The sequence below is a fragment of the Streptomyces sp. NPDC090442 genome, from assembly GCF_044769405.1.
Taxonomy (GTDB): domain Bacteria; phylum Actinomycetota; class Actinomycetes; order Streptomycetales; family Streptomycetaceae; genus Streptomyces.
Genome location: NZ_JBIVXW010000052.1, coordinates 24,063 through 36,179 on the forward strand (window position 1 = coordinate 24,063; position 12,117 = coordinate 36,179).

Below are 12,117 nucleotides of genomic sequence, written 5' to 3' on the forward strand. Positions count from 1 at the left end.
GTCCAGCGAAACGTGCTGCGGGCCCGTAGAAACTCTCCTCTCGCAGAAACTGTCCTCTTTCGGCTACAGGGATTCCCCCCTTCGGCACCGGGGGAAGCGGCCGGCATTCCCTATCGTGGACCCGATCGCCATGAACCAAGCACCCGCACCGAGATCCGCCCGACGAGGCCGCGTCGCCCGCCGAGGCAGAGGCTTCCCGCTCCTTACCCCGCCACGCCACTGGCGGTTGACGACCCGGATGGCGATTGTGCTCGTCCTCCCCACAGCCCTCGCGGTCAGCCTCGCCGTGCCCCGGATCAACGAATCCCTGGACCGGGTAAGCGAGTTGAACCACAACGAGAGCGTCATCCGGCTCGTCGTGTCTGCCACCACGCTCGCGCACGCACTGGAGAACGAGCGCGATGTCGCCGCTCTCACCCCCGGAGAGGTCGGCGCCGCCGTCCGCGAGCACCGTGCGGCCACCGATCAGGCATGGGATGCCTTCCGTGGCAGTGCCCGGAAGGCCGGCGGCGACGGCCGCCTCAAACAGCGCCTCGACGAGGTCGAATCGGAGCTGCACGGCTTGGCCGGCGTGCGGGTGAGGGCCTTCACCGACGCTATGGGTACGGTCGCCTCCCAGACCGCGTACTCCGGCCTGATCCTCCCGTTGCTGAGCCTGGTCACCGAGGCCAACCCCGGGAGCGACACCCACGCCACCCAGGGCTGGGCGCTGTACGCGCTGACTGTCGGGAAACTCTCCCTCTCCAGTGAACGGGCCCTGCTGAACGCCGCGTTGGCCGACGGCCGCACCGAGTCCGACGTCGCCACCGCGCTGCTGGCCTCCCAGGGCATCCAGGACATGGCGCTGCGCGAGTTCCGTGCCAACGCAGTCGCCCAGGACGCGCAGCACTACGAGCGCATCGCACCGGATCTCACCAAGGCGGGCCAGATGGTCAAGGCCGCGGCATCCGACGCGCAGGGCGGCGGTGGGGGAGCGGAACCGAAGACCGGAGCGAAGGAGTGGCACCGTAGCGCTACCCGGGCCCTGGACGGGCTTCGTTCGGTGGAGTCGGAGGTCACGAAGCGCATGCTCGACTCCAATGCGGCGCATCGGGACCAGGCCGGAAAGGACGCGGTTCGGGACACCGTGTACGTCGCCGTCGCGCTCGGCCTGGCCCTGCTGGTGACCGCGGTCGTCGCCCACTCCGTAGTGAGTCGTCTGCGGCGGCTGCGCCGCGCCGCCCTCCAGGCCGCCGAACACCGACTGCCCGCCCTCGTCGAGGCCGTCTCGCGGCAGGCGCCCGGCCAGGTGGGCCTCAAGACCACGCCGGTCGACCTTGGTACCCGGGACGAAGTCGGCGATGTCTCCCGGGCGTTCGACGCCGTCCTTCGCGAGGCGGTGCGGCAGGCCGCCGATCAGGCGACGCTGCGCAAGAGCGTCAAGGCCGCGCTGACCTCGTTGGGTCGACGCAACCAGGCTCTGGTCTACCGGCAGTTGGAGGTCATCACCGACCTGGAGAACACCGAGGAGAACCCGGCGCGGCTGGCGGGCCTCTTCCAGATCGACCACCTGGCCACCCGGATGCGGCGCCACGGCGAGAACCTGTTGCTGCTGGCCGACGAGAGTCCCGACCGGGTGCACGCGGTGCCTGCGCCGCTGTCGGACGTCGTACGCGCCGGTGCCGCGGAGGTGGAGCACTACACACGCGTCCACCTGGGGCAGATGCCGGATCTGTGTGTGTCCGGGCCGGCCGTGCACGACGTCAGCCACCTGCTGGCGGAGCTGCTGGAGAACGCGACCCGCTACTCGGACCCGGTCGAACCGGTCGAGGTGACCGCCGAGTTGGGCTCGGAGGGTGGCGTCGTCCTGTGTATCAGCGACCGGGGCGCCGGGATGTCGGACGCCATGGTGGCCGAACTCAACGCCCGGCTCAGCAACCCGCCCCTGATCGACGTGGCCACCACGGGGCAGATGGGCCTCTACGTCGTCAGTCAACTCGCCGCCAGGCTCGGGATCGACGTCGTACTGTCCTGCCCGGGTGCGGGCTGCACGGTCGCGGTGGAGCTGCCGGCGGAGTTGTTGGTGACGCCGGAGTCGTACGGCGAGCAGCCGGCCGGATGCTGACGGCCAGGCCCGCCGTGGTCAACCTCCGGTCCCCTACCGTCAACCGAGGTCGACAGACCCGCGGCGGAGCCGCCCCTACGGTCGTTCCCAGGTTCTGTCCGCACCCTGCCGCCCGCCCGGGGCGTTTACGCGGACGGTTCGTGCCGCTCGCCTCCCCACGTGCCCGTACGCGTGCCCGACCCAGTGGAGATCCGCACTCCGATGACCGGAAGCCTTTTCGACGAACGACTCGCGGTGGCCGAGGAGCGGCTGCGACACCTCTACCTGCGGCGCGAGGGCGGCGACGAGGCGGAGTGGGGAGCGCCGCCCGACGATCCGCACGCGTGGCCGGACCCGGATGACGTGGCCCGACTGGCTGCCGAGGGCGACCGACTGGCCCATGTGGCCCGGGAGTTCGGCCTCTCCGAGCGCGAGACGGACCTCCTGGTCATCTGTCTGCTGCCTGAGCTCAACACCGTCTGTGGCTCCGCCATCCGTTTCCTGAGCGGGCTGCCTGTCTCCCGGCCCACCGTCGCCGTCGCCCTGTCCACCCATGGCATCCCGGTCCCGGATGCCCTCGCCGACGGTCTGCTGCGGGACGGCTCACCGCTGCTCGACGGTGGCCTGGTGAGATACGAGAACCCCGAAGCCTCCTTCCCCGACCGGGTGTTGAACGTCCACGACCGGGTGCTGGACTTCCTGACGGGTCGTGATGCCGGCGTGCGATGCGACGTCCGGTGGCTGCGCACGCTGCCGTCACACCACGACGACCCCCGTGCTCCCGAGACCGAAGACTCCGACGGCTCGGCGCCCGAGCCGACTGGCGAACCGAGCCCGGCCCGCGATCTGGCCGCGGACCTCGCCACCGACCCCCACCGTGCCCGCTATCTGCGCCAGGGAATCGACGGTGAGGCCCTGCCCACCGCCCGCGCCGCCCTCGCCACCCTGGGGCGTACGCTCCTGCTGTTGGACCCCGACGCGCTCGCCACCGACGACAGCAGCCCCGCCCAACTCGCCCAGCGGACCGCCCTCGAAGCCCGGCTGCTCGGCGCCGCCCTCCTCGTCCCCGTACCGCCCCCCGGTACCGCCGCGCCCGAGCGGTGCGAGCGGCTGCGCAACCTGGTCACCCGGCTCGACGAGGCACCGCTGCCGCTGCTCCTGTACGGCGGCCACCCCTGGGCCGCCCACCAATGGGACACCCCGCGCCCCACCGAGATCGACCTGCGTGCTCCCGCCGCGCGCCGTCCCGACCAGCAGTTGGGAGCCGCCGCATCGGCGGCCGTGGAGCACGTCCACCGGACCGCCGCCCTGCACGCGGCCGTCCCCACGACGGACGAGGTGCGCCTGTCCGCCCGCCGTCGCTCCGCCGCCGAACTCGGCGCCCTGGCCCGCCACATCGTCCCCGAGGTCGGCTGGCAGGATCTTGTCCTGCCGGAGACCGTGCGCGTCCGGCTGGACATGCTGACGGCCCGTGTCCGGCACCGTGACACGGTGTTCGGTGACTGGGGACTGCGCCGTGGCGGCGGTCGCGGCCGGGGCACCACGGCGCTGTTCGCGGGCGAGTCCGGGACCGGCAAGACCATGGCCGCCGAGGCCGTCGCCCAGGAACTCGGCCTCGACCTGTACGTCGTCAGCCTCCCCTCCCTCGTCTCCAAGTACATCGGCGAGACCGAGAAGAACCTCGAACGGGTCTTCTCCGCCGCCGACATGCTCGACGCCGTCGTCCTCTTCGACGAGGCCGACGCGATGTTCGCCAAGCGCGGCGAGGTCAAGGGCTCCAACGACCGGCACGCCAACATGCAGAGCGGCTACCTGCTGCAACGCCTGGAAGCCTTCAACGGCCTCGCGATCCTCACCACCAACCTGCGCGCCAACATCGACACCGCCTTCACCCGCCGCTTCGACGAGGTCGTCCACTTCGAGAGCCCCGGCCCCGAGGTCCGTACCCTGCTCTGGCGCTCCCTCCTGGGTGCGTCCGCCCCAGACGGCCTCGCCGTCGAAAGCCTCGCCCAGGCCTATGACTTGGCGGGCGGCAGCATCCGCGCCTGCGTGGAGAGCGCGGCCTTCGCGGCCGCGGCAGCCGGCCGCCCACTGACCGAGGAGGACCTCCTCCAGGGCATCGAAACGGAGTACGGCAAGCTGGGCCGGCTCTACGCGCGGCTGGAGGCGTAGCTGTTCCACGCCCTGCGCAACGATGAGTTGTAGGGCGAATCCGCTGGCCAACTCCCGCCCCGGGATGGTGCCCGCCAGGTTGGCGAATCGAGATCCGATCCGTGGGTCGGTGGGTTACTCGCTCGTGGCCTGACGCCAGTTGGAGAGCAGTATGTCGGCCGCTGTGTGCAGGGCCGTTGCGGGCACTCCGTCTCGCAGTTGCGTGGAGATGCCCAGGAGGAAGCCGTGGATCATGGATGTCATCCCGTCGATGTCGGTGTCGGCATCGAGTTCACCGGCGTCGACTCCTCGTTCCACGCACCTCTGGATGCGCATCCGGTCGGCTTGTCGGCGTGCCGCGACGGCTGCGCGCATGCCGACATGATCGTCGCCAGGCGCCCGCATGGTGCCGGACAGGGCGATGAGGCAGCCGACAGGGTGTGACGGGTCGGCCTGCATGTCGGTCGAGCCGTGCAGCAGGCCGGAGATGGCCTCACGAGGGCTTATCGTCTCGTCGGCGACGATGTCGGTGGCGCTGCCCGGACCCTTCGCATAATGCTCGACGACCTGCTGGAACAGTCCTTCTTTCGACCCGAAGGCGGCGTACAGGCTGGCGGAGGACAGCTCGGTGGCCGCGCGTAGTTGCGACATCGAGGTCGCTTCGTACCCCTGCTCCCAGAACAGCAGCATCGCAGCGTCGAGTACGGCCTCCATGTCGAAGGCGCGGGGGCGCCCGACGGACGGCACATGGACCTCCTGTGTCGTGAAACGAACGCTTCGGCACGGGGAAGCGCTGCCCTTCTCCTTCCATTCTGGACCATGCGCTCCGTAGCCCTTTGTCGATACTCCCGCGTGACTGGTGACTGGTGACTGGCGGCCGGGGCGGGTGGGCTTCGAGTGACCCTCGCCACTTTTGGATCAATCAATCCATAACTTCTTGACCGGCGCCGCGTCCGGCGTGAGGATTCTGGCATGAACGATCCACAATCCAGGTCGGGTGGTTCCACCGACCGACCACCGCTGCGCCGCACGACAGTTCTGCTGCTGTCCGTCGTGTGCGGCGCGGCGGTGGCGAACATCTACTACGCGCAGCCGCTGTTGCCGGTCATCTCCCGCGCGTTGGGAGTCACCGAGGGCGCCGGCGGCCTGGTCGTCACCGCCTCGCAGATCGGCTACGCGATCTCGCTGGCCCTGCTCGTGCCGCTGGGCGACGTGCTGGAACGGCGTCGACTGGTGACCGTGCTTCTCGGGCTGAGCGCGGTTGCCCTCCTCGCGGCGGCCCTCGCCCCCTCGTTGGGTGCGTTGTACGCCGCGGTCGCGCTGGTCGGGGTGACCTCGGCCGTGGCGCAGATCGTGGTGCCGATGGCCGCGTCGCTGGCCGCCGACCACGAGCGCGGTGCGGTGGTGGGCACGGTGATGAGCGGCCTGCTCATCGGCATCATGCTCGCGCGTACCGTTGCCGGGTTCGTCGCCCAATTCGGCGACTGGCGGCTGGTGTTCGTCTTCGCGGCACTGCTGATGGCGGCACTGGCGGTCATCCTGCGCCTGGTGCTCCGCCCGGTGCCGCCGTCCGAGAACACCCCCTACCTCCGGTTGCTGCACTCGGTGCTGACGCTGGTGCGTGCCGAGTCGCTGCTGCGCCGGCGCATGGGCCTGGCCGCGGTCGGCATGGGGTGCTTCACCGTCCTGTGGACCGCGTCGTCGTTCCTGCTCGCCGGCCCGCGCTACGGGTACGGCCCCGCCGCCATCGGCCTGTTCGGTCTGGCCGGCGTGGTGGGTGCCTCCGCGGCGGTGGCGGCCGGTCGATGGGCGGATCGCGGCCGTGGCCGCCAGGTGGCGACCGGCGGACTGCTTGTGTTGACGGGCAGTTGGGCCGTGCTCGCCCTCGCTGACGCCGGTGGTGTCGGCGGCGTGATCGCGCTGGTCGTCGGCATCATGGCGCTCAATCTCGCTCAACAAGCCCTGCTGATCAGCCATCAGAGCGCCCTCTACCGTCGGGTCCCGCACGCCCGCAGCCGAGTGACGACGGCCCTCATGGTCGCCTCGTTCGCCGGCAGCACCGTCGCCTCCGCGCTGGCGTCGGCGCTGTACTCGCTCGTCGGTTGGGTCGGGGTGTGCGCACTCGGCGCCGTGATCGCGTTGATCGGCGTTGGAATCTGGACGCTCGAACTCCTTCGCCCCAGCCCCTCCGAACCGGTCGCCGACCCGTCGGCCACCGTGGGCGCCTCCGCCACCGCGGCGGGCCCGGCGGCCAGCACCGACCGCGACAACCCGTGCCCGAAGGAGCCCGTGCGTGCCTGAGATACACCGAGTGGCAATCCTGGACGACTACCAGCAGGTCGCCCACCGGTACGCCGACTGGAGCGCCCTGCCCGACGGTGCCCACCTCAGCGTCTTCACCGAGCATCTGGGCAGCAGCGCGGAGGAAGTGGTCGCCGCGCTGGAGCCGTTCGACGTCGTCGTCGCCATGCGCGAGCGCACCGCCTTTCCGGCCGAGGTACTCGACGGGCTGCCGAACCTGCGCCTGCTGGTGACCACGGGCCCGGTCAACGCGGCCATCGACGTAACCGCCGCCGAGCGCGCGGGAATCGTGGTCTCCGGCACCCGCCCGGCAGGTCTGGTCCCTACCGCCGAGCTCACCTGGGGCCTGATCCACGCCCTGGCCCGCTCCCTCCCCACCGTGGACCGCGGCCTACGAGAGGGTGCCTGGCAGCACACGGTCGGACGCGACCTGCACGGAGCCCGCCTCGGCGTCGTCGGGTTGGGAAACGTGGGCAGCCGCGTAGCCCGCGTCGGACTCGCCTTCGACATGGACGTCGTCGCCTGGAGCGCCAACCTGGATACCGAGCGCGCCAAAGCCCTGGGCGTCACACCCGTCGGCAAACACGAACTCCTCGCCACCTCGGACGTGGTGACGCTGCATCTCCCGCTCTCCCCGCGCACCGCCGGTCTCATCGGGCGCGACGAACTCGCCCTCCTGGGGCCGGACGCCCTCCTGATCAACACCTCCCGGGCCCGCCTCGTCGACGAGCAGGCGCTGCACGCCGCCCTCACGGAGGGGAACCTGGGCGGAGCCGCCCTGGATGTCCACCCGGACGAACCGCTCCCCGCCGACTCCCCGTGGCGCAGCGCGCCGCGGACGGTACTCACCCCACACCTCGGCTACGTCACCGCCGGGACCTACGGGACCTTCTACCGCGACGCACTCGACGACATCCTCGCCTACGCCGCGGGCCAACCGACACGCGTGATCGCGCCGTGAGCGGGCCACGCCACCATCCGAAGCACGAACGGAGACCAGCACCAACCATGGCGATGCACACGCCCACCACCGGCACTGCGCAGGACAGCGACACCGACACCGACAACTCGGGACGCCGACTGCCGGGGCAGTGGACCCGCACCATCGGGCAACTCACCCTGAGCTACCTCCCCGACGCCGGCGTCCACATGATCCCGACGCGTGTCTACCCCGCCACCAGGGACGAGCACTGGACGCCGCACCGCCCGCATGTGACGGACGCGGGCCACCTGGCCATGGGCTGCGGAGCCCTGCTCGTCGAGCGGGGCGGGACCCGCCTGCTCCTCGACGCCGGCCACGGCCGCATCTCGGGCGACGATCCGGAACACTTCCAACACGGCTTCGACCACGTGCAGGACCTCCCCAACGCCCTGGCAAGCCTCGGCGTCGCCCCCGCCGCCCTGGAGACAGTCGCCTTCACGCACCTGCACGACGACCACAGCGGCTGGGCCCGACCCGACGCGGTCGACGACGCGAACAGCCTCTTCCCCAACGCCCGTTGGATCGTCGGCGAAGGGGAACTGCAGGGTCTGGATCCCGCGGCGGGCCCACGGCTGGCCGGGCAGAGCGAACGCACCACATCTGTCGCCGACGGGGCCGAGATCTCCGAAGGCGTCCGCGCCTGGGCCTTGCCCGGACATACCCCCGGGCACACGGCCTGGATCCTCGACACCGGCGACGGGCGTCAGATCGTGGCCTTCGGCGACGCCATGCACTCACCCGTCCAGGTCCAGCACCCCGACTGGGAGATCGTCCTCGACCACGACCCCGCCGAGGCGGAGCGCTCACGGCGCCGACTCGTCCAATTCCTCGCCCAGGAAGGGGTGTTCGGCTTCGGCGTCCACTTCGCGGACCAGCAGCTCGGGACCGTCGACGACACCGGCCGCTGGCGCCCGTGGAACGATGAAGCGGACGCCCGATAACCCCCAGTCCACCCAACCCACACGCCAACCACACGCACAACTAGCCCGGAGACCCGCAATGAACGCAAAGCACCAGCCCGCCACCGCGGCGGGCACCTTCCGCCTCGGCGCCGACCTCCCCGTCGTGCGCCTCGGCTTCGGCACCATGCAGTTGACCGGCCCGGGGGTCTGGGGAGACCCGCGGGACCCGGACGAGGCCGTCCGCGTCCTGCGCCGCGCCGTCGACCTCGGAGTGAACCTCATCGACACCGCCGACTCCTACGGCCCGGTCGTCGCCGAACCGCTCATCAAGAAGGCGCTCCACCCCTACCCGGAAGACCTGGTGATCGCCACCAAGGCCGGGCTGACCCGCCCGGGTCCCGACCGGTGGCTCCCGGTGGGCAGGCCCGAATACCTGCGCCAGCAGGCCGAGATGAGCCTGCGCCACCTGGGCCTGGACCGCATCGACCTCTTCCAGCTCCATCGCATCGACCCCAAGGTGCCCCTTGAGGAACAACTCGGTGAGCTGCAACTCCTCCAGCAGGAGGGCAAGATCCGGCACATCGGACTCTCCGAGGTCTCCATCGAGGACGTGGAGAGGGCGACGAAGACCGCCCCGATCGTGTCGGTGCAGAACCTGTTCAACCTCGCCGACCGCAAGGCCGAGCCGCTGCTGGAATACGCAACGGACCACGGCATCGGCTTCATCCCCTGGTTCCCGCTGGCCACCGGAAAGCTCTCGCTGGCCGACGGACCGCTCGCCGGCCTGGCACGGCAACTCGGCACGACCCCCTCGCAACTCGCCCTGGCGTGGCTGCTGAAGCGTTCGTCGGCCGTGCTGCCGATCCCGGGAACCTCTTCCGTCAAACACCTGGAGGAGAACGTCGAAGCCGCCGGCATCACCCTGTCGGACACCGAGTTCGAAGCCTTGTCCCAAGCCGTCTGACGCCGGTCTGCGCCCTCTCGTCGGCGTCGACCCGCCGAGGGTGCGCTGTGTCCGAGCGCCGGTCCCAGCGGGAGAGCAGTGTGCGCTCCCGCCGGGGGCTGCCGGTGTTGGGGTCGACGTTGGCGTGGCCCTTGAGGATCGTCTGCCGTCCGCCGGCGGCCTGGAGACGGAGCGCCTTGGGAGAGGGGCTGGGCTGGCTGTGGTCGGCGACGACCTCGGTCGGCCCAGCGCGTCCGGGCTTTCGCGCTGCTGTTCAGGGGTGGTGCCGAGGGGCGTGGGCCTGGGCTCCGACTTGGCCGGGGTGAGCGTGTTGGCATCGATCACGTCGGCTCGCTCACCCACCCAGGCCGCGTACGCCTGCTCGCAGTCGTTGAGCCTACGGCGCCGGGAAGGCGCACCTTCTTGCGGTGCTCCTTGATGAGGTGTGTCAGCACGCAAGCCGTGAACAGCTTCCCAAGTGCAACTCAAGGGTGGGGCAAGGGCGTTCCCTCTGGCTAAGCCATAGCGCCACATAGCAGCCAGAACGGACCTTGTCTTTTGGCGGACTTTCCCCGATTGGGTACCGGATTGAAGAGACCTGAGCCGGGGGGAGAGATGGCCGGGCAGTACCAGGTTGACCTTGAAGCACTGGAGAAGGCCGCCACGGGGGTCAACGGCACACTGGATGAGATCAGTGTTCAGAAGGTCAGCGACATCTTGCACGACGAATCTGAGGTCGGGCACGAGCAACTGGCAAGCACGCTCTCCGACTTCCTCGACCGCTGGCAGCGCGGCGTGGACAACCTCGCAAAGGACGGTCAGGAGATCGCCGCCCGTCTGACCGCAAGTGCGAAGGCATACCGTGACGTCGAGGAACACACTCACAAGCAGTTTCACGGAATGCTTCACGGGACATCTGACCCGGCGGTGAACGCGCAGTGACAGACCTCGGGGAAGGCAGCAAAGCCACCGAACTCATACCGGGCAACCCTGCCGCGCTGCGCCACACGGAGTCGGCGTTACAGGCATACGGCGACCTTCTTCACCGAGCTGGCGAGGGTCTGCGCCGTATCGACACCAGTGACGGTTGGACCGGCGAAGCCGCAGACGCGTTCCATGACGTCTACCACGGGCAGCCGAGCAAGTGGCTGCGCGCCGGCGACGCTTTCCACGACGCCGCAAAGGCCCTGGACGCCTACATCGCCACACTGACCTGGGCGCAGCACCAGGCGGGAGAGGCCATCAGCCTCTGGAACTCCGGCGAGGAGCACCACGAAGCGGCGCAGGACAAGTTGAACAGCGCGGTCAGCCAGTTGGACAGCGCCGGACACACCGCGGCCACCCGCGTGGGGACGGCGCGTGACCTCGCACCTGAGAAGCCTGGCTTCTGGTCCGAACTCGGTGATGGCATCGGCTCGTTCTTTTCCGGAGCGGGGCATCTCGCCGCGAAGGTGGGGGAAGACGCGCTCACCGACCTTGCCTCCGTGGGCAACGCCATGCTCCATGACCCAGGTTCGGTCGGAACCGTGCTCGGTGGCCTTGGGCTGGCAGCCGTTGGCGCCGGTGGTGAGGTGGGCGGCGCCTTCCTGGACGCCACGGGCGTCGGTGCCGTACTGGGCGTCCCAGCCGCTGCGGTCTCGGCCAGCGCGATCGCCGGGGGGCTCAGCATGGCTGGTGCTGGGATGAGCAACATCATCAAGGATGCGGCAGGTCCCGACCGCGTGCACATGGAGTCCGACGGGGGAGGCGGGGGCGGAAAACCGCCGGAGGAGGGGAAGATCGACAAGGAGCAGACCGAGCGCATCGTGCTGAACCTGGCTGACAGCCCTGTCGACATCTCCAAGATGAACGCACAGTTGCATGACTGGCCGAACCCGGGGCTCAAAGAGGTCATCGCCATCGACAAGGATGGCAACATCCTGCACCTTTACCCCTAGAACTCGCGAGAAAGACTATGTGCATGGCCATTTCCTACAGCCTCGACATCGCGGCGGACAAGACCGTCGTACAGGTCGCCTGGCACCTGTACGACGTCGCCCGGTCTGCCGGGGGGTTCGATGCAACGGTCACCCCTGAGGCTCTGCTTGAGGAAGGCGCGGTCACTGCGTCAGGCATGTGGATCTCTGTTGGTGAAGACCGACCGATGCCCTGGGGACACCCGGTGGCCGAGGATCTGGGTTTCACTCCGACGGTGTCCGTCCGGTTTCGGCTTGACGGGAGGAGGGGGGATACGTCTGATCAGCAGGACGACATGATCCGGTTGACGTCTGGCCTCCTGGGCCGGGTCGACGGCGATGCGGTGCTGCACTACCAGTTCGAAGACATCTGGCTGTTGCGCCGTGGAGCCGAGCTGAGCTTGAGCGAGCGAGACGACCTGTGGATCCCAGAGCGTCTCGCCGTGATCTCCCAGCCCTACCGTCGATCTACGCACACCTTCTCTGACGAGTGACCACGCGCAAAGGCTGAGGCAGGAAACGGGACGTAGTGCTTTGACTGTGAGTTCGGTTCTCGCTTGCCCCATCACGGACCCATGGCGACCCTCGCCGTGATGCTGCTCATCGGCCTTGGCCTGGCGCTGGTCGTAGCCGGCGCGTGCGCCCCTGGCGGGTTGAGCTGTGCTGAACCACGGGCGACCTCGGCTCCGAGGATGCCGGGGCGACCGCGCCGAGGCACTGGTGCAGTGGCAACGGTGCATCCTCCGGCACGTGGTGGATCACGGCGGCAGCCGCTCCCGGCGAGCACCTTGTGTGGTGCC

10 protein-coding genes are annotated in these 12,117 nt (G+C 69.6%); 9 read left to right on the top strand and 1 reads right to left on the bottom strand.

The window, feature by feature from the left end; genetic code table 11:
• Nucleotides 1–238 precede the first annotated feature (238 nt).
• Complete coding sequence (locus ACIQU6_RS30335) at nt 239–2,104, top strand: nitrate- and nitrite sensing domain-containing protein (RefSeq protein ID WP_403484895.1); 1,866 nt, start codon at nt 239–241, stop codon at nt 2,102–2,104.
• A 201-nt stretch (nt 2,105–2,305) separates the two neighbouring features.
• Nucleotides 2,306–4,255: an ATP-binding protein gene (locus ACIQU6_RS30340; protein WP_403484896.1), complete on the top strand. Its 1,950-nt coding sequence runs from the start codon at nt 2,306–2,308 to the stop codon at nt 4,253–4,255.
• A 114-nt stretch (nt 4,256–4,369) separates the two neighbouring features.
• Here the strand turns inward: ACIQU6_RS30340 and ACIQU6_RS30345 are convergent, their stop codons facing one another.
• The gene (locus tag ACIQU6_RS30345) at nt 4,370–4,981 is read right to left on the bottom strand and encodes a TetR/AcrR family transcriptional regulator (RefSeq protein ID WP_403484897.1); all 612 of its coding nucleotides are present in this window, start codon (nt 4,979–4,981) and stop codon (nt 4,370–4,372) included.
• Nucleotides 4,982–5,206: 225 nt separating this feature from the next.
• Between ACIQU6_RS30345 and ACIQU6_RS30350 the strand changes: the two genes are divergently transcribed.
• The 7 genes from ACIQU6_RS30350 to ACIQU6_RS30380 all read left to right on the top strand — a co-directional run bounded on the left by ACIQU6_RS30350 (nt 5,207) and on the right by ACIQU6_RS30380 (nt 11,811).
• On the top strand, nt 5,207–6,535 hold the full coding sequence (locus ACIQU6_RS30350; RefSeq protein ID WP_403484898.1) for an MFS transporter: 1,329 nt from the start codon (nt 5,207–5,209) through the stop codon (nt 6,533–6,535).
• Nucleotides 6,528–7,496 (top strand): D-2-hydroxyacid dehydrogenase family protein, encoded by a 969-nt coding sequence (locus tag ACIQU6_RS30355; RefSeq protein ID WP_403484899.1) that lies wholly within the window; start codon nt 6,528–6,530, stop codon nt 7,494–7,496. Before ACIQU6_RS30350 ends, ACIQU6_RS30355 begins: the two co-directional genes overlap by 8 nt.
• A 47-nt stretch (nt 7,497–7,543) precedes the next feature.
• Nucleotides 7,544–8,458 carry an MBL fold metallo-hydrolase gene (locus ACIQU6_RS30360; protein WP_403484900.1) on the top strand — a complete coding sequence of 305 codons (915 nt, stop codon included), beginning with the start codon at nt 7,544–7,546 and terminating at the stop codon, nt 8,456–8,458.
• A gap of 58 nt (nt 8,459–8,516) precedes the next feature.
• On the top strand, nt 8,517–9,383 hold the full coding sequence (locus ACIQU6_RS30365) for an aldo/keto reductase (protein WP_403484901.1): 867 nt from the start codon (nt 8,517–8,519) through the stop codon (nt 9,381–9,383).
• 594 nt (nt 9,384–9,977) lie between these two features.
• On the top strand, nt 9,978–10,304 hold the full coding sequence (locus tag ACIQU6_RS30370) for a type VII secretion target (protein WP_403484902.1): 327 nt from the start codon (nt 9,978–9,980) through the stop codon (nt 10,302–10,304).
• The gene (locus tag ACIQU6_RS30375) at nt 10,301–11,299 is read left to right on the top strand and encodes a putative T7SS-secreted protein (protein WP_403484903.1); all 999 of its coding nucleotides are present in this window, start codon (nt 10,301–10,303) and stop codon (nt 11,297–11,299) included. Before ACIQU6_RS30370 ends, ACIQU6_RS30375 begins: the two co-directional genes overlap by 4 nt.
• A gap of 23 nt (nt 11,300–11,322) precedes the next feature.
• A complete protein-coding gene (locus ACIQU6_RS30380) occupies nt 11,323–11,811 on the top strand; it encodes a SitI3 family protein (RefSeq protein WP_403484904.1) in 489 nt (162 codons plus the stop codon).
• The last annotated feature ends 306 nt before the right edge of the window (nt 11,812–12,117 follow it).